The organism is Pantoea sp. SM3640, from assembly GCF_015654165.1.
Taxonomy (GTDB): Bacteria; Pseudomonadota; Gammaproteobacteria; order Enterobacterales; family Enterobacteriaceae; genus Pantoea; species Pantoea vagans.
Genome location: NZ_CP064872.1, coordinates 2,607,244 through 2,622,976, shown reverse-complemented (window position 1 = coordinate 2,622,976; position 15,733 = coordinate 2,607,244). Strand labels below are relative to the sequence as shown.

Annotated in this window: 17 protein-coding genes; 5 read left to right on the top strand and 12 right to left on the bottom strand. The window is 49.1% G+C overall.

What is annotated here, in order from left to right:
* Window positions 1-64 precede the first annotated feature (64 nt).
* From IV493_RS12210 to IV493_RS12180, 7 genes are all read right to left on the bottom strand, one after another.
* Window positions 65-643: a DUF308 domain-containing protein gene (locus tag IV493_RS12210; protein ID WP_095707507.1), complete on the bottom strand. Its 579-nt coding sequence runs from the start codon at window positions 641-643 to the stop codon at window positions 65-67.
* Window positions 644-855: 212 nt separating this feature from the next.
* The gene (locus tag IV493_RS12205) at window positions 856-1,509 is read right to left on the bottom strand and encodes a hypothetical protein (RefSeq protein ID WP_143813133.1); all 654 of its coding nucleotides are present in this window, start codon (window positions 1,507-1,509) and stop codon (window positions 856-858) included.
* Between the two features lie 329 nt (window positions 1,510-1,838).
* The gene (locus IV493_RS12200; protein ID WP_095707506.1) at window positions 1,839-2,429 is read right to left on the bottom strand and encodes a TetR/AcrR family transcriptional regulator; all 591 of its coding nucleotides are present in this window, start codon (window positions 2,427-2,429) and stop codon (window positions 1,839-1,841) included.
* Between the two features lie 54 nt (window positions 2,430-2,483).
* Entirely contained in the window at window positions 2,484-3,059 is a 576-nt protein-coding gene (locus IV493_RS12195; RefSeq protein ID WP_095707505.1) for a cytochrome b, read from the bottom strand.
* Window positions 3,059-4,102 carry a catalase family peroxidase gene (locus IV493_RS12190; protein WP_095707504.1) on the bottom strand — a complete coding sequence of 348 codons (1,044 nt, stop codon included), beginning with the start codon at window positions 4,100-4,102 and terminating at the stop codon, window positions 3,059-3,061. Before IV493_RS12190 ends, IV493_RS12195 begins: the two co-directional genes overlap by 1 nt.
* Window positions 4,103-4,394: 292 nt before the next feature.
* Window positions 4,395-5,285, bottom strand: coding sequence for an alpha/beta fold hydrolase (locus IV493_RS12185; protein ID WP_195857208.1), 891 nt, complete (start codon window positions 5,283-5,285; stop codon window positions 4,395-4,397).
* Window positions 5,278-5,907, bottom strand: a complete 630-nt coding sequence (locus IV493_RS12180) for a TetR/AcrR family transcriptional regulator (protein ID WP_095707502.1) — start codon at window positions 5,905-5,907, stop codon at window positions 5,278-5,280. The genes IV493_RS12185 and IV493_RS12180 overlap by 8 nt, the downstream gene beginning before the upstream one ends.
* Before the next feature lie 1,016 nt (window positions 5,908-6,923).
* Here IV493_RS12180 and IV493_RS12175 point away from each other — a divergent pair.
* From IV493_RS12175 to IV493_RS12165, 3 genes are all read left to right on the top strand, one after another.
* Window positions 6,924-7,289 (top strand): hypothetical protein, encoded by a 366-nt coding sequence (locus tag IV493_RS12175; RefSeq protein ID WP_095707501.1) that lies wholly within the window; start codon window positions 6,924-6,926, stop codon window positions 7,287-7,289.
* A gap of 338 nt (window positions 7,290-7,627) precedes the next feature.
* On the top strand, window positions 7,628-8,263 hold the full coding sequence (locus IV493_RS12170) for a DUF2268 domain-containing protein (protein WP_195857207.1): 636 nt from the start codon (window positions 7,628-7,630) through the stop codon (window positions 8,261-8,263).
* 401 nt (window positions 8,264-8,664) lie between these two features.
* Window positions 8,665-9,078 (top strand): hypothetical protein, encoded by a 414-nt coding sequence (locus IV493_RS12165; protein WP_095707500.1) that lies wholly within the window; start codon window positions 8,665-8,667, stop codon window positions 9,076-9,078.
* 229 nt (window positions 9,079-9,307) lie between these two features.
* On the opposite strand, the gene IV493_RS12160 is transcribed toward IV493_RS12165, so the two are convergent.
* Both IV493_RS12160 and IV493_RS12155 read right to left on the bottom strand, forming a co-directional pair.
* Window positions 9,308-9,913 (bottom strand): hypothetical protein, encoded by a 606-nt coding sequence (locus tag IV493_RS12160; protein ID WP_195857206.1) that lies wholly within the window; start codon window positions 9,911-9,913, stop codon window positions 9,308-9,310.
* 241 nt (window positions 9,914-10,154) lie between these two features.
* The gene (locus IV493_RS12155; protein WP_179291178.1) at window positions 10,155-11,147 is read right to left on the bottom strand and encodes a threonine/serine dehydratase; all 993 of its coding nucleotides are present in this window, start codon (window positions 11,145-11,147) and stop codon (window positions 10,155-10,157) included.
* Window positions 11,148-11,199: 52 nt separating this feature from the next.
* Here IV493_RS12155 and IV493_RS12150 point away from each other — a divergent pair, with 52 nt between their 5' ends.
* Window positions 11,200-11,538 (top strand): helix-turn-helix transcriptional regulator, encoded by a 339-nt coding sequence (locus IV493_RS12150; protein WP_195857205.1) that lies wholly within the window; start codon window positions 11,200-11,202, stop codon window positions 11,536-11,538.
* Between the two features lie 746 nt (window positions 11,539-12,284).
* Window positions 12,285-13,259 (top strand): alpha/beta hydrolase, encoded by a 975-nt coding sequence (locus tag IV493_RS12145; RefSeq protein WP_230300009.1) that lies wholly within the window; start codon window positions 12,285-12,287, stop codon window positions 13,257-13,259.
* 255 nt (window positions 13,260-13,514) lie between these two features.
* On the opposite strand, the gene IV493_RS12140 is transcribed toward IV493_RS12145, so the two are convergent.
* From IV493_RS12140 to IV493_RS12130, 3 genes are all read right to left on the bottom strand, one after another.
* Window positions 13,515-13,889: a hypothetical protein gene (locus IV493_RS12140; RefSeq protein WP_195857203.1), complete on the bottom strand. Its 375-nt coding sequence runs from the start codon at window positions 13,887-13,889 to the stop codon at window positions 13,515-13,517.
* A 166-nt stretch (window positions 13,890-14,055) separates the two neighbouring features.
* Window positions 14,056-14,982 carry a hypothetical protein gene (locus tag IV493_RS12135; RefSeq protein WP_195857202.1) on the bottom strand — a complete coding sequence of 309 codons (927 nt, stop codon included), beginning with the start codon at window positions 14,980-14,982 and terminating at the stop codon, window positions 14,056-14,058.
* 365 nt (window positions 14,983-15,347) lie between these two features.
* Window positions 15,348-15,638 carry a Bor family protein gene (locus tag IV493_RS12130; protein ID WP_195857201.1) on the bottom strand — a complete coding sequence of 97 codons (291 nt, stop codon included), beginning with the start codon at window positions 15,636-15,638 and terminating at the stop codon, window positions 15,348-15,350.
* Window positions 15,639-15,733 lie beyond the last annotated feature (95 nt).

Below are 15,733 nucleotides of genomic sequence, written 5' to 3'. Positions count from 1 at the left end.
ACTGACGGCGAAATGCTATCAGCCGCCAGATTATGAGTGGCCGTTAAACCGCCAGTTTTAGGGTTCAGCAGTGAGCCCTGTTTCGACGACTCTTTTTTATGGTCAGGGTGATGGCCGAAATCAGGAAATAGAAGACGCCAAAAGCCGCGTAAGGTACAACCGTGGTCACATCCAGAGCCATATTACTGCTCGCCTGTTTAAACATAAACACACCCGCTAATGCAGATTGCGCGCCGCTTAAAATCATTGCCCACTGTCCATTAGCCAGTTTCCAGCGACGAACGGACGCCGAGAGCTGCAGTACACCTGAAAATATGGCCCACAGCCCAAAGACTTTAATGGTGGCATTCATACTGATGGAAAGCGCCCAGATAATAGCGGCGGCGACAATCAGGCTGACAATAAAGTTAAACTTCTGTGGAGGATTAACGGATAACCCGCCGGACTTACTGGCATCTAAATAATTCGCGATGGCATCCCATGTGGGATAGAGAACAAGCAGAACAGCGCCAATAGCGGGATAATTTTTTCCTATCAGTACCGCAAGGGTAATCCAGACAAGCGATCCCGCCGCACGAATATAGTAGTAAGAGTGAAGCCATTGGTTCTGAGCTTTGGCAAATAATAATGTGTTGGTTTGCATGATGATTCTCCAAATTTATTTTAATTATTACAGATAATGCAGGTGAGAGGATTCACCTGACTTAATCCAGTATTCATTTCGTCAGATAATAAAATAAACAGGCAATGAATTCCCCGGGATATCTATTTCTGATAATGTATTCACGGAAACAGACCTTTAATTAAAAGAATAACCTGCCCGTTAAAGCCATCGATGAAAATCTGTTATCATATTTAATCACTGCGCTCAGTTTCAGCCACGGCCCGCTGGCGATATCCCGCCTGGTTTAACTGACGAAGCCCGCGTATACGTAATGGATTGCCGCGGTAAAAAGGCACCGGCGCCCGGACAAATTCAGGTGCAATCCAGATATAAATGATTGAAGGTGTCAGAGTTACGAGCGGGTAAGGTTGCGGGCAGGCAAAGAAAAAATCTGAAACAAGCGAATAACAACAGGAACCACATCTTAATTCAGGATGTTTTCTGTTTATTTTCTCACATACCCCTGAATCGGCCTGCTGAACCGACTCACTGCTATTAACGTCAGAAGCTTCACTGAAAGCGTTATCAGTCAGGCTGCATGCGGTTAGATTTTCCCTGATAGGTTTTGCAGAAACAAAGACTGTTCGGGCTGGTTGCAATAGCAGTTTTCTGCTGGCGAGCAGTTGTGCAAGCATCGAGTCAATATCTGCCCGGTGCGGGGGCTCAGTGGCAGACTGTTTTTGCATGACGGGCTCTTTTAAAGCTTCAGAGCGGGTAAGCCGTACCTGCTCTTGCAGCTGAGACTGAAAACCTGAGGCAACCGGATCGGGAAACCGATCATTCATTCTTACGGTATTCAATGCTGCAAAATCTGGCATGGAAGACAGTGCTCGAATAGTCGTCATCTTTAACCTCTCCGTCTGAGTCAGTGGGCAGTGAAATAGCTTTCATCAGGGTATTTCTTTAATCGTTAACTTTCGTGAAGCGAACTCATGTCCGCACCGTACAATCACCCGACCTATCAGAAGGTAGGCTTAACAGTGATAAACACACCGGCTGATGATGACCTGCTTCATATGGGGCATGTAACCGCTCATTTAATTGTTGCAAAACCCGGTCGCCGTAACTGCCCTGCGGTTTCGCGGTTTAATAAGCCAGCGAGCCTGGCTGCTGACGGAATAAAACCGGTCAGGCGGCCTTTAAATCCGGCAGGCAGCACCTTATTTGCTTTGACTCAGTGTAATTTCACCAATCTTCCGATGGCCGGTTTCACAATTTCCAGAAATACGTCAGCGTTATTAAAAGCACGCGCAGAGATAATGGCACCATGTACCGTTGCCATGAGCGATTTAGCTTCAGTGGCTGCATTTTCACGCAGAGTAAATACGCCGCTCTTCTCGCCTCTGCTCATTACGCCAGTGAGCCAGTCCGTGAGATCGGCAAAATGACCACTGACTTCCTGAGCCACTTCTTTGGGTAAAACCGGTAATTCAACAGCCAGCGTCACACAAATACAGAAAGGGGAGTTGTTCTCTTTTATGCAGGTTGCCCAGAAGTTTACATAGCTGTTTATTTCGCCCAGCGCATCTCCGGCGAAGTGCTGACTGGTGGCTGCCATTCCTGCCTGTGCCTGCTGACGATAGTCACTGACAACCGCCTGAACCAAACCCGCTTTACCGGGGAAATGGTGATGAATACTGGACTTGCGAATCTGGACCCGTTCCGCTAAATCAGCATAGCTGAAGCTGTTATATCCACCGGAGGTAAGCAGTTCCCGGGTATGGTGCATAATTTCTTCGGCTTTCTGTGAACGTTCTGTACTCATCCGGGCTCCGGCAGCAAAAATAAAATAGCGTCAAATCTCTAAACGGCCCTGAACCTACTGACCGTCAGACGGGTTGTCAAGAGCCCCTGACGTGGAGCTTTTGCGGATACCCGCCATACTGCTGAATACGCCATCGCGCAGGATCAACGCGTGAAACAGCGCAGCGGCAAGATGTAGAAGGACGGTCATGAACAGCGCCAGTGCTACCCAGCTGTGAAGCGGCCGCAGCAGCGCCCAGGTGTCGTTGCTTACCGGAATAATGGGCGGCAGCACCAGATGACCCAGCGTGACAGGATAGCCCGCCGCCGACAGCATCGCCCAGCCGAGCAGAGGCTGAGCCAGCATCATGGCATACAGCGCCCAGTGTGAGAGGTGCGCTAATGCTTTCTGCCAGCCCGGCAGCGTGGCCGGAAGTGCAGGCGTCGAGGTAGTGAATCGGATCCACAGACGAACAATGACCAGAACTAAAATCATCAGGCCCAGCGGCTTGTGAATGGCAACCAGCAGGCCGTGCAGGGACGAAACCGTAGACACCATCGCAACGCCAATAAACAACATGGCCATAATGGCCGCCGCCATCAGCCAGTGGATTACCCGCAGTGCCGGGTGAAATCTGTTATGCTGTTTCATCAGTGAGTTTCCGCCTGTTCATGAGTGCGTGCATTGTAAGATTTGGCGTAAGCGGATGACCGGGCATTCAGAAGCGGGTCATCTGAGGCAGTAATGCCATCCGGTAAAATCAGCGGGTCAAAATTAATGTCATTACAGGCACCCTGCTGCTGTGGCGTCATTTTGTTAATGGTCAGCGTGCCGGCATTGATCTTCTGACGATCGGCTGGCCAGTCAATCGATGCGTCGTTGCTTTTATCATGCGAGCCCGCAACGGTGATAATCAGGTCCCATTTCTGCGGCCCCTGCGCCAGCCGCTGCTCAAGGTCGCGCTGAAGGAAATCAGTGTTTTCTTTCTCTTTTTCATCCAGCGGCTGATAGTCGGCGTGTGGCACCATACTCCAGCGCACCAGATGTGCGTGGCCTTCTGGGTCAATAAAATTAAATGCGTTCAGGCTGTTAAAGCGATCGCGGGTCCAGCCTGAAGAGGGCACATATTGCTTTGCCCAGGCAAAGAACGTTTTGATTTCCGGATGCTGCTGTACAAAAGCCTGCATTCTGGCAGGGTCGCGTTTACCGGTTTGTACGTCCGGCAGCGAGGCTATCTGGAGATCGTAAAATCCCTGTACACTCTGTACCGGAAAAAACGGCATCGCATTCATACCGGTGCGCCACTGCTCACCATTTTTCTGATAAAACGCCAGCGCCATACTGCGCACCGGTACCGCATAATCGGGCGCATTCGGATTGCCGCCCGCGATAGCTAAACGGCCGGTCACAGGCGTGTCGCCTGGCGCGAAAAGAGCCGCACGCGAAAGGAAACTAGCGTTACCGTTAGCAGCAAAATCACCCAGAATACAGACGCCTTTAGCATGATTGCGGCGATAGCCCGGATGGTGGCCGCCAGATTTTTCTAAAGTTGCCACCAGTTTGTCGGACGTCAGCCGGCTGGTCTTCAGCCACCCGCCAGCCCACAGGAGCAGAACAATCAGTAGCAAAGGGACCAAAGCAATAAGCGCCAGGCGCACTATTGTTTGACTGACTGTAAGAGAACGTTTATGCATGAATATACTCAACATGGCAGAAGTTAGAGTTATCGCTCAACCCATTATCTTTTACATGTGATAACAGGCTGACTTTCTAAGATACGCAGGGTGCCTTCAGTAAATCTACTAGTAGGTAGGCTGGCATGTCAAAGCATGATTGCGCTCTTTTTAAACCTGCCGTGCTTTTGCCGCAGCAACGTGCTGTAGCTATGACAGCGAAAATGCCATAGCGATTACAGGAATACTTTTCAGTCCCTACCGAAAGACAGCAGCAAGATCTCCGGCATTATTCCGGAGATCATTTTCGGATTTAGCAAAGAAATGCCTGTAAAGCACGCAGCGTTTCCTGCGGATTTTCTTCCGCATTAAAGTGGCCGCCGGCAATTTCCACGCCCTGCGCGTGAGGAATAAAAGTACTCTGCCAGCTTGCCAGCGGGGACTCAGCGAGTCTGCCAAGGAACACTTCTCCCCACAGCACCAGGGTAGGTGCTGTGATTATTTTTCCGGCGGCTAAATCACGGCGATCGTCTTCTACATCCTGCCAGGCCCCGGCGCGGTAATCTTCGCAGAAGGCATGTACACGTTCCGGTTCGCGCCAGCTGCGGCGGAAATCCTCCAGTACGTCATCCGTAAAACAGTTCAGGGAACCATCGGCTGTATGCACGCGCAGTATCTCCTCAAGGTACGTCTGCGTCATGCATTGCTCCGGAGCGCCAGCGGGCAAAGCGAAAGTGCGCCAGTGAGGTGTGGCAAGCGGATTATCAGCCATTATCTCCCATACCTTTGATACCGGCAGATTGTCCAGCAGTACCAGTTTTTCGACTTTCTCTGGCCAGCTCAGGGCGATGCGATAGGCGATTAACGCGCCGCGATCGTGTCCTGCTACGCTAAAGCGTTGATGCCCCAGTGTCGCCATTACCTCTACCACTTCCTGAGCCATCGTGCGTTTTGCATACTCCTCATGTGCCGCATCGCCAGGTAATACGCATGAGCGGCCATAGCCTTTTAAATCCAGGCAGATTACACGGTGTGATTGTGCCAGGGCTGGCGCGATGTGGTGCCATGAAGCATGCGTTTCAGGAAAACCATGCAACAGAACCAGCGCAGGTAAGGTAACGTTGCCGCCGATACGTGCATAAAAACGACCTTTCGGATGCTCAATAAAACACTCTTCAAAGCCTGGAAATAATGTGTCAGTCATGATGTTTACTCGCGTTAATTGTCCAGCTTTCGAACAGGCGTAAGGCCTGCCCGACGATATGATGCATTTGCTCAGGTGTGCTGCCGTCACGGGCCTGTATCGACAGCCCGTTGAAGATTGCCATAAAAAACTCGGCCAGGGCTCCGGGTTGGGCTTCGGCTTTCAGCTCGCCGCGGTCCGCCGCTCTTTGCAGAAATGCTTTAGCCTGCGCATGCGTATTACGGCGCAGCGCACTGAGCTTGTCGGACAGGTGCTGATGTTCCGGGCGGCAGTTAATGGCTCCCAGAACAACCATGCATCCTCGCCCGGAATCCGGCTGGCTGAAAAGCTTGATGTAACCGCTCAGCAGGTTGCCGAACGTTTCTGCCACAGGCCCATCCTTTTCCAGCCAGTGCTGTGTCAGGCTGCCTTCATGGGTGAGATACCACTCAACCGCAGAGCAGAACAGGCGCTCTTTATCACCAAAGGCGTTATATAAACTGGGACGATTCATCCCTGTCGCTTTGCTGAGATCATCCAGTGAAGTGCCTTCATAACTGTTGCGCCAGAACACGCGCATGGCCTTGTTGAGGGCATCATCTCTTGAGTATTTCGGCGGTCGCCCGCGTGTGGCTGAAATCATAGTTTTTACCCGCAATCAATTATTGTACTTCATAGTACAAAATTAAATGTGAATTGCAAACGACGGACTACAGAGGAAGCACAGAAGGTAAAAAAGGGAAGTACCACTGAGACATCAGGGTATAGTCTTCGCTTTCAAGTCGGGATTTCAGTGGAATACGAATTTATAAAATTAACAGACAATTATGGCTCAGCAGTCCTTGGTTGACGGATGGTGGTGTTTTTTTGGCAGCCGATGATGTCGTTCTGCACACCCGGTTCTCAATAGGGGTCGATCAGGTAACGGTTGTTTTACTCACTTCCTCCCGCGCTGGATGACAATAATATCTGGCGAAGAGATCAGACACTAAGTCCTGATACTTTACACAGGCAGAGACAAGCCAAAAGTGGACATGGTCTTCTCGCTACATTTTAAAACGAATGTCCGCAACTCGCTCATAGCGGACCTTACTCCAGTGTCAGTCCGATCCGTGCCAAAAGCAGACATTTCCAAAATCTGCATGCATTGATCTTTCGAGACGAGTACTCACTGCATAGCCATGCAGACGCGTCAAAATTATCAAGAACGTTTTGCGGGATTTGTGCACGGAGAAAGGTACCGGAATTAGCCCTGTTCGCGTCAGGAGCGGTCTGCGGGGGTGCAGGCAAGTGCTGTTATGCTAGATACAGCGTGAAGGCGTGTACGGAAAAAATTTTGCCGCCGGTCTAATACCCGCGGCAATCCGGCCGATACTTAAATCATCCTGCACCAGGGATATGCAACGACCCAGACCGCTGTTTTTTCTGGCTCCCGGACGGGAGCCATTTTTTTGCCTTCTGCTGCATGTTAAGCCTTGCAGAACGGCATTTTTTTTCCATGCTTAGAGGTGCCGGTCCCTTGCTGGAGCCGGCGCATTTGCCGTAAATGTGAACGTTTTCTTATTGTTCAGCCCGCTAAAGATGGCGGGTTTTTTTCTGCCAGCTGGCTGAGAAAATGTAAGGCTGGCTGAAAATCTTTTTTTATTACCGGAGATACTCATGAAAACGCTGGTTCTTTCCCTGCTAGTCATCCCATTTCTGTCAGAGGCGGCATTGACCGCGCCCGGTTACCCTGGCTGTAATATCAAAGAACAGCATCTGATTAAGGGCGAAATGGGGGGATCTGTTACCGATCCGCTTCAGGCACATATTTCCGTACGCTCTAACATTCTGCAGGCGGACATCAGCACCGCGCGTAAGGCCCGGGTACTGACTCAGGCCCGGGCCGATAAACTCTGGCAGCGCGTTGAAGTGGTGCGTAATGATGCTGACAATTTAGTAAAGAAACAGGGTTTTCTGAGCGCGGGCGAACGTGCAAGCTATGATCGTGAACTGGATGACGTGGCGAAAACACTCTGCCAGTAAACGGCTGGTTCCTGCCGCGATAAAAGAAGGCGTCACAGTATTCCTCTTCGTACCGCCGTGATGGCGGTTTTTTTGCCCTGAAAAGGAGCACGCCGCAGCCGGCTCCAGTTACGGGATTCGTGATCGGATTGTTATGTTTAATTTGGCATAATTTTCCTGCCGCCATCACTTTGACGTTCTCTTCTCACTCATAGCGGACATAGCCTTCGTATCCGTCAGCTTTGTGCCAGAAGCGGACATTAGTGATCATTGGTCGGCCACTTGCTGAGCAGCAACATGACATGCCCTATATGTCTGTTAGTATCCGCATATTACTAATGTTTCTGGGTAAGACTGACATGTCTCAAATAACCATCCATATTCTGAATGCTCAGGAAAAACTCACTGTTCACAGTAAATGGCTGAGAACTAACCTGACCGATACCTACGTCCAGGTCACAAGGTTGATGCCGACTCCTTCAGTAGACGTCATAGTTAAGTCCGGGAAGTTTGTTATCCCTGAGAAAGGGCATGTCGGTTTTTGTCCTGAAGCTGGAGTTATTTATATAACAGTCGATCCGGAAAATCCTGCATTCTGCAAAAACGTTGAGAACTCCCTTGAACGTATGTTTGCTCATGAACTTCACCATGCTGCGAGGTGGGCAGGACCGGGATACGGCTCAACGCTGGGCGAAGTACTAGTCTCTGAAGGACTTGCCGGGCATTTTTCTCTTGAGCTTTTTGGTGGTAAATCTGAGCCTTGGGAAAGCCTCATGACTGATACTGTTAAGCCCTACTATCCACTCATGCTTGAAAACTGGCATCGTACTGATTATGACCATAATGCCTGGCTTTTCGGAACTGGAGATTTACCAAGGTGGCTGGGTTATACGGCAGGTTTCAACCTGATATCCAGGTATCTCGCATCATCCCCAAACTTGAAAGCATCAATGCTGGCGAACATAAATGCTGAGGAGTTAAAGGCTTTTATATGAAGTACATACTTTTATTTCTCTTAAGCTTTTATTCAACTTATAAGCGAAAATCTCATGGTCCGCTTATCGCTCATAGCTGCCCCTGCATAACGTCTTGCTGGGCAGCTTAGTGCCATAAGCGGACGTTGTCGCCTGACTCAAATCAGATGAGTATGCTTTAGAACTTTTATGGTAGATGTAAAGGGGTTCACAAAATAAAACTCACAAGGAAAAGCGATGGCAATCATACTGGCCTGCCCCAAAAAAACTGACTGACGGCCTCAATGTCGTTATTGTCAGGATGCCCGTCGCAGGTCGTTACGCGGATGCTGCGCCTGAAGCCTGTTTTGCGATCAAGCCTCGCGCCGAAAATTTAAGCGGATGCGCAGCACCAATAAAGCTGCTCAGACACAGAGAGAATCATGGCGAACATTATTGACGACAAATGGATTAGGGTATCTGTCATATCAGCAATATTTAGTAGTTTCGTAGGTTCATTACTGGTTTTAACCTATCTTTCACTGGGGAAAAGCAGTGCGCCGGTAATGGGCCTCATATTGATTTATTTTTTCATCGTTACGATGAGTATTATTGGGACCACGATGGGATCAATGATAATCGGCATGCCATTAGCGATGATTTCGAAGCGATTTTATCCTGATGCTGCCCTGAAGGGGAGCTGTTTTATCGTGTGCTCTGTGCTCTTCATGTGGCTGTTTATACTGGCATGGCCTGTTATCAGGATATGTGAAGCGTCTTATTCGGATATTTTGCTTTTAAGCCCCTATGCTTTCTGTTCAGCTGCTGCACTTGCTTACCTGGTCCACTGGGAATGATGCGTATACATCAGATAGTGCAGACCGAAGTTAAATGGTGAACGCGCCGCCTGGCATGAACGCTATTCAGCATATTTAATGTTTTTCCGGGCTCATGCACTCTACAGCAAAGCCCGAATTTAATTTTATATCTGCCCACATGACACTGATTCTCTGGGGTACGGAGCGTAAATCGCCAGTGTCATAACTTAACATGTTCGCCTGAAGTAGAGATCAGCCCTGTGGGTGCTTACCATCCTATCGAATTGCACCGGCTGAATGCAGTCTGTGGCACAATGAGCGCCATATGGTTTTCTGCCATGCACTGTTTAAAAACTTCGTTTTTGTAATTTCCTGCCTTTAAACCCAGCAGGGTGTTGGTCCGTTCCGCTGCGTTTTTTTCAATGTAATAGCCACAACTTTCTTTTAAATACTTGGAGTTATCGCTCGCGGAAATCGACCGTCTCATCTGGACTTCAATTGAATTAACTGACTTATCCTGGGGTACGGCTTTTGCTGGTTTCAAGCCAGTATAGAGTGGATTGACCAGTAACGCCTGTGCAAAGCGTTGATTTTCGGCGGTTAAATGGCCGGTTTTACACAACTGCAGATAGACCTGCGAAAGGCGTTGCTCCTCAGCGTTGGCAGCTTGTGTGCATTCTTCCTGGACTTGTTCATCAGACTTAGCCGGCTGTTTTTCAGTGGATCTCCAGTAACTATTTTTAAAGTCCGGAACCGTGCCTTCAAAGCTGCCAAAAGGGCACAATGCACTGGCACAACCCAGTAAAAACAGGGGTACGCACGTCAGCATCAGAATACGTAACAGGGGAAAGGCTTTAAGCCTGCTTTTATTCATATCATTCTCATTTTATTTAGCTTCGTAGAGAAGGCAGGGACATTATAATTATTTTGACGGACTGCGTTCAGATGAGGCCCGGTCTTCTGCACAGAGTAACATAATCGGGGCAGACCTCGCTTTTTAGGGCAAGTTCGCATATCGATCTAAGTTAAGAAGGGGGCATGATATTTTATCAATTCTCACTCTCACACCGGCTGCGCGCTATTCTGTTTCCTGCCTGCACCTTTGCTGCGTGTCGTCAGAGTGTGGCCTCATTCACTAATTTCAGATAACGGTAACCCGATATATTTCTGCCGCTAACCACACAGACGACCTTACGTCCACTCAATTCTTTTGCATAACGAAGGACTGCCGCAATTGCAGGTGCTCCCGAAGGTTCAATAACATGGCTGTGCTGATTAAGCATCAACAGCATCGCGGCTTTGATACCGGTTTCTGAAATAAGAAGAACACGATCAACGCGGTCTCGTACAAGGGGCCAGGTCATTGCTTCAGGCTCAATATAGCCACTAATGCCTTCGGCGATTGACGGGGATAATTCCACCGGTATCGTTTTGCCAGCCTCTTTCCAGTGTGCAAAGGTCGGGCTGGCTTCACTTTGTATGGCCCACACTTCGGCAGCTGGATTGATAGCTTTGACGGCCGTCGCAATACCTGACGCCAGCCCGCCGCCGCCGATATTCACGAGAATGACCTCAGCGTCTGTCCAGTCTTCCATTATTTCCAGACCGACGGTGCCAGCTCCGGCTATCATCTGCTCATTATCGTAGGCGGAGACAAACGTCGCGCCGGACTCCTGCGCGGCCACAATCGCGGCCTGTCTCGCCTCTTCAATATTTTCAAAGAACGTAACCTGAGCACCATAGCTTTTCATTGCTGAGACCTTAATCGGGTCTGCTGAATAGGGCAGAAATATGGACACCGGTACGCCTGCTGCGTGACCCGCGCAGGCAAGCCCCAGACCATGATTTCCCGCCGTCGGGGCAATGACGCCGGCAATGCGCTGGTCTGCATTAAGACTGGCAACGACGTTTGCAGCCCCCCTCAATTTAAAGCTACCCGTATGCTGAAGATTCTCCATCTTGAGCCTGACCTCTGCTCCTGCAAGAGAAGACAGCGCCTGCGAAGGCTGCAGCGGGGTTCTGCAAACCGTTGTTTTAATGCGCGCGGAAGCAGCGTAAATCGCCTTCAGCGTGACACTGCCCATTGGTCTTTGAGTGTGGTTTGTCATAATATGAGCTCAGAATTTATATAGGAAAATAACTATATAGGAGAATGACTATATGAACAATCCTGAAATATCAATGGCTGACCTCTTCCGCGCCCTCGGCAATGAGCACCGACTCGTGATGGTGGAGTGGCTTTCCGATCCCAGGTCACATTTTCCGGAACAACAGGATGGCGATCTGGTTGAGGATGGGGTGTGTGTCGGGTTTATTACCGAAAAGATTGGTCTTAGTCAGCCGACCGTGACAGGCCATCTTCAGATTCTGGCTAAGGCCGGAATAGTGAACTCGAAACGTATCAAAAACTGGGTTTTCTATAAACTCGACCGTCAGCGGATAGATGAAGCAACCGTAATGCTGTCAGAATTTGGGAAGCTTGCGACGGGTCCACATTAACAGCCATAATTGGACAGAATGTCCATAACGAAGGGAGCAAAACCGGTAAGTCGGTACACTTCGTTTATAGTATTCCTGCCTTTCAGACGGACATATCGAATCATCGTTATCTGCCGTCATCTTATGCAAAACTGCAGTTTAAACTTCAGAAACTACCCTGGCTGATAATCCACCTGCAGGTCAGGGTGGGTTTTTCGCTGATAGCTGGTATTTATCTGCGTGTCAGTCCATAAACTTCTAAACCTGATTACAGCTTTCCATTGGTTAAGCGGAAAGAGCTGTCCTAACCCTGACTTCAAAAATAGATTGTTATGCATAGGTCGGCCAGATTTAAAGGATAGGTGTCAATCGATACTGAAGTGGTGCATGAAACCCGCCCACCGGAACCAATATGTAAATGTCTGCTTTGTGCCAGAAGCGGACGTTGACAGCCCGGCACTGCAGTGGCTGCCCTGAAGCTGGACGCAAGTGATTCTTCAGTTTCAGGCCTGACTAAATTTGGCTCCGCAATCCAAAATATATAAAACATTTTCATTTAATTTGTGACATTCATCCTCTCCATATTTTCATACCCTCAACAAAAAAACACCTTAAAATCAGGCTCTATTTGGCATTTAAACTATAATTAGGTCTCATCACCTGGATTCGTACGGATGATTTTTCACTGACCTGATACAGTTAATTGTTAAGGATATATCATGAATAAAGTGACCTCTGCCCTGATTAGCAGCAGTATTTTTCTGGCTATGAGTGCGGCCGGCGCGGCCTCAAACGATGTTCATCTGGAGCATCACACGCAGTCTTTCGTTGACCAGCTGAACAGCGGTAATGGAAAACCCATTGAGAAACTTTCGCCGGAGGAAGCCCGCAAGGTTTTGTCCGGTGCACAGTCTTCAGTGAAAGTTGACCTCTCCGGCGTGACAACCTCAAACAAAACCATTCAGGTCGATGGTAAGCCCGTAGAACTGACCATCGTCAGGCCTGAAAATGCCTCAGGAAAGCTGCCGGCCTTTATGTTTTTCCACGGAGGAGGATGGGTTCTGGGAGATTTCCCGACGCATCAGCGCATGGTCCGGGACCTGGTCCTTGCGTCCGGTGCGGTGGCCGTCTTTGTAAACTATACCCCCAGTCCGGAAGCACACTATCCGGTTGCCATAAACCAGGCCTACGGTGCCACAAAGTGGGTCGCTGAACATGGCGATGAAATCAGTGTCGACGGTAAGCGCCTCGCGGTCGCGGGAAACAGCGTTGGCGGAAACATGGCGGCAGTGGTAAGCCTGATGGCAAAAGAAAAACACGGACCTGACCTGCGTTACCAGGTGTTGTTCTGGCCGGTAACCGATGCAAAATTTGACACAGCCTCCTACGAAAAATATGCGACAAAGCGCTTCCTGACCCGGAATATGATGAAATGGTTCTGGGATAATTACACAACCAGCGATGCGAAGCGCAATGAAATATACGCTTCACCGCTCCGTGCTTCAGAAACCCAGCTGAAAGGTCTCCCGCCAGCGCTTGTACAGACGGCAGAGAACGATGTGCTGCGGGATGAAGGGGAAGCTTACGCCCGTAAGCTTAACGCAGCCGGCGTGGACGTGGTTCAGGTGCGTTATAACGGCATGATACATGATTACGGACTGCTGAATGCTCTCGCCGAAGTTCCTGAAGTTCAGGCCTCACTGACTCAGGCGGGTAGTCTGCTTCGTGAGCATCTGAAATAGTTTTAGCGGGCTGCTCAGAATGCTGACCAGCCCGGGTTTACTCTTCCTGAACCCTTCTTCATGCCGTAGATCAGTGCGGTTATGGCAATCCAGCAAATCAGACATTTCATCCCGAAAGACTATTACGCCGGAAAATAACGTCTACTGTTCGCTCTTAGCGGACCTTGCAGCACGTATGTCCGTTTGTACCAGAAGCGGACGCTGCAAACATCAGAATGTAATAATATGTGGGTTAATAGTCAGTACTTTTGCTGATCACTTTCGTAAACTAAACCGTATAAAATCATGAGGAAACAATGGCTTCATCATTAGATGATCATTAAAAATAAATAGGTCAGGTGATATGGCAATGACATCGTAGATATTATCGAAAATGAGTTGTAGATGGGTTCTGAACACAGGCACATCAGCATCATCCGCTATGACGAATACAGCCTCATTGCCTAAGCCGCTCCCATTAAACATCTCATGAGTGATTCCATGATCGCTAAAATCCATTTCGGACCACATAAGTTTACCGCTATACCATGGATATTGATGAAAAATATCCATTACTATGCTCAAGTCATCTCCTTCCACAACATCAAAATCTGCCTTGAGCAACTCCTTACATTCTTCAAACAATGTCATTCCCACTCTCTTTGTAGCTGTTTATTTCTAGCATAACCGCTCAAGAGTATTGTCTAAAGAATTATGAACTTCCGCTCATCGCTCACAGCGGCCCTTCAACTTCATTATGTTAAGAAGGTGACTGAACTCACTCGGCCTCGCAAGGAGCGTGAATAACGCCTAATTTCTACGTTTCTCTCTGCCGTTCCGCGAGTGCATGTTTTGCTGCGCGTGATGCCCATTCATCAGATGGGCCCAGGTGTTCAATCTCGGTTTCTGCTATCGGCGTGACAAGGATCAGCGGAACTGAGCCAAAAGGTAAATTATCAATCCTGCGGTCATCAAGACTGAGAATGATTCGGCTCAATGGGTGATATTCGTCTGTAAGCGTACAAAACAGGATTGCGCCATATTTTTCAACATCGTCAGTAACCTGATACCCATCAGCAACGAGATCGCCCAAACTAATTAAGAGAGATGCCCAGTCATCCATCGGATGGCTGATGGTAGTTGAAGCGTCTAATTCCATGAAAAGTTCGCAGCCTACGCCATTTTCCGGGTCAGCAATGCCGGCCCAGGGCGTCGAGAGGCCATCGGTGGCCAGCGTAAATGTCGTTTTGCTCTTAATGTTGAGTACTCGACGATGGGGCCCGAACCAGTTCGTCTGGTTGTGTACGTTTGCGTCATCTCGTTCAGCTACAAAGTGATCTGAGACACTGCCATACCTTTCCCAAAAGGCTCGTCTTGCTATAGCGGCGGCCTCATAAATTGGGTCTTGAGGACCGCGCGGCACGATTGTCTTATCGAACAGTGTATCAACTGTAACGCGCCCGCGTATTAACGGTATTTTAGATCCTGTCCAGCGAACGATGACCTTATTAAAAGGCTGTAAATGTGATGCTTCAATTTTCTCGACAACCTCCCGGACCGTTTGAAGGGCGTGGTTCCCCTCTGCAATGTGACTCCCATCTGCATACATGTAGCCTCCAGTTAGTGAGGAGACGCCAGCCTGTTCGGTTATAAAGAACCATTCTCCGTTCACAGCGCCAACGGGTGCCTTGCCTAAGGCCGAGCGCAAGTCTCTTGCCGCATCAGCGTTTGAATATGCTGTCATGTCTGCCCTTTAGCTTCACGTCTTAGGTATTTTTTGTAATTTACATTCCAAGCCCTGCGCGCCAAAGTGCCGCGCAGGTAGTCGAGAAAATGAATGGCGACTGTTTATAAAAATACTCTTATGGATGTAAAAGTACCAACGTCCGCTCTTCGCTCATAGTGGACTTTAATGTCTAACAGCTTAACCACTGCTTTTACCAGGCTGGGCGATGTTACCTGAACTCGTTCCGGGTAACGTCGTCAGCAGGCAAGCCGCGCAACGGTGCGACAGCACAATTTAATAGTTACAACATATCAATGTATTTTAATCACTGAACATGGAAAATAGCAGGCAGGATTAGGCCGGCGAACCGGCCTGAGGCATTATCAGATGGCGCAATAAACGCGCGCTTCACGTGGCGTGTAGATACCAAACGTCACCACGCTCAGTAAGCCATTAACAAACGTCTGCTGCACTTCAACCCGGCTAACTTTTTCCGGGCTGCCGCACACCCGTGCCGCATCAATGCTCTTACGCTGACCGATACCTGAAACAAAGAACGGCTGGCTGGTCGTTTTCGTCGCCGCGCCAACCTGGTTCTGTTTCATCACGAAAGTCTGCTGCGCACAGCCGGTTAAACTCAGAGCCAACAACGCCGCAACACAAAGCTTGTTCATAAATATCCTTATCGCCAGAAATGAAAAAAAGCTGAGTGTAATCATCACTCAGCCAGCAATCAGGTTATCGACAACGAAAGCGGAAACTTGAGAGA

Coding starts and splice junctions, on each gene's coding strand:
- IV493_RS12210 (WP_095707507.1), bottom strand. CDS start 643: ATGCAAACCAACACATTATTATTTGCCAAAGCTCAGAACCAATGGCTT.
- IV493_RS12205 (WP_143813133.1), bottom strand. CDS start 1,509: ATGACGACTATTCGAGCACTGTCTTCCATGCCAGATTTTGCAGCATTG.
- IV493_RS12200 (WP_095707506.1), bottom strand. CDS start 2,429: ATGAGTACAGAACGTTCACAGAAAGCCGAAGAAATTATGCACCATACC.
- IV493_RS12195 (WP_095707505.1), bottom strand. CDS start 3,059: ATGAAACAGCATAACAGATTTCACCCGGCACTGCGGGTAATCCACTGG.
- IV493_RS12190 (WP_095707504.1), bottom strand. CDS start 4,102: ATGCATAAACGTTCTCTTACAGTCAGTCAAACAATAGTGCGCCTGGCG.
- IV493_RS12185 (WP_195857208.1), bottom strand. CDS start 5,285: ATGACTGACACATTATTTCCAGGCTTTGAAGAGTGTTTTATTGAGCAT.
- IV493_RS12180 (WP_095707502.1), bottom strand. CDS start 5,907: ATGATTTCAGCCACACGCGGGCGACCGCCGAAATACTCAAGAGATGAT.
- IV493_RS12175 (WP_095707501.1), top strand. CDS start 6,924: ATGAAAACGCTGGTTCTTTCCCTGCTAGTCATCCCATTTCTGTCAGAG.
- IV493_RS12170 (WP_195857207.1), top strand. CDS start 7,628: ATGTCTCAAATAACCATCCATATTCTGAATGCTCAGGAAAAACTCACT.
- IV493_RS12165 (WP_095707500.1), top strand. CDS start 8,665: ATGGCGAACATTATTGACGACAAATGGATTAGGGTATCTGTCATATCA.
- IV493_RS12160 (WP_195857206.1), bottom strand. CDS start 9,913: ATGAATAAAAGCAGGCTTAAAGCCTTTCCCCTGTTACGTATTCTGATG.
- IV493_RS12155 (WP_179291178.1), bottom strand. CDS start 11,147: ATGACAAACCACACTCAAAGACCAATGGGCAGTGTCACGCTGAAGGCG.
- IV493_RS12150 (WP_195857205.1), top strand. CDS start 11,200: ATGAACAATCCTGAAATATCAATGGCTGACCTCTTCCGCGCCCTCGGC.
- IV493_RS12145 (WP_230300009.1), top strand. CDS start 12,285: ATGAGTGCGGCCGGCGCGGCCTCAAACGATGTTCATCTGGAGCATCAC.
- IV493_RS12140 (WP_195857203.1), bottom strand. CDS start 13,889: ATGACATTGTTTGAAGAATGTAAGGAGTTGCTCAAGGCAGATTTTGAT.
- IV493_RS12135 (WP_195857202.1), bottom strand. CDS start 14,982: ATGACAGCATATTCAAACGCTGATGCGGCAAGAGACTTGCGCTCGGCC.
- IV493_RS12130 (WP_195857201.1), bottom strand. CDS start 15,638: ATGAACAAGCTTTGTGTTGCGGCGTTGTTGGCTCTGAGTTTAACCGGC.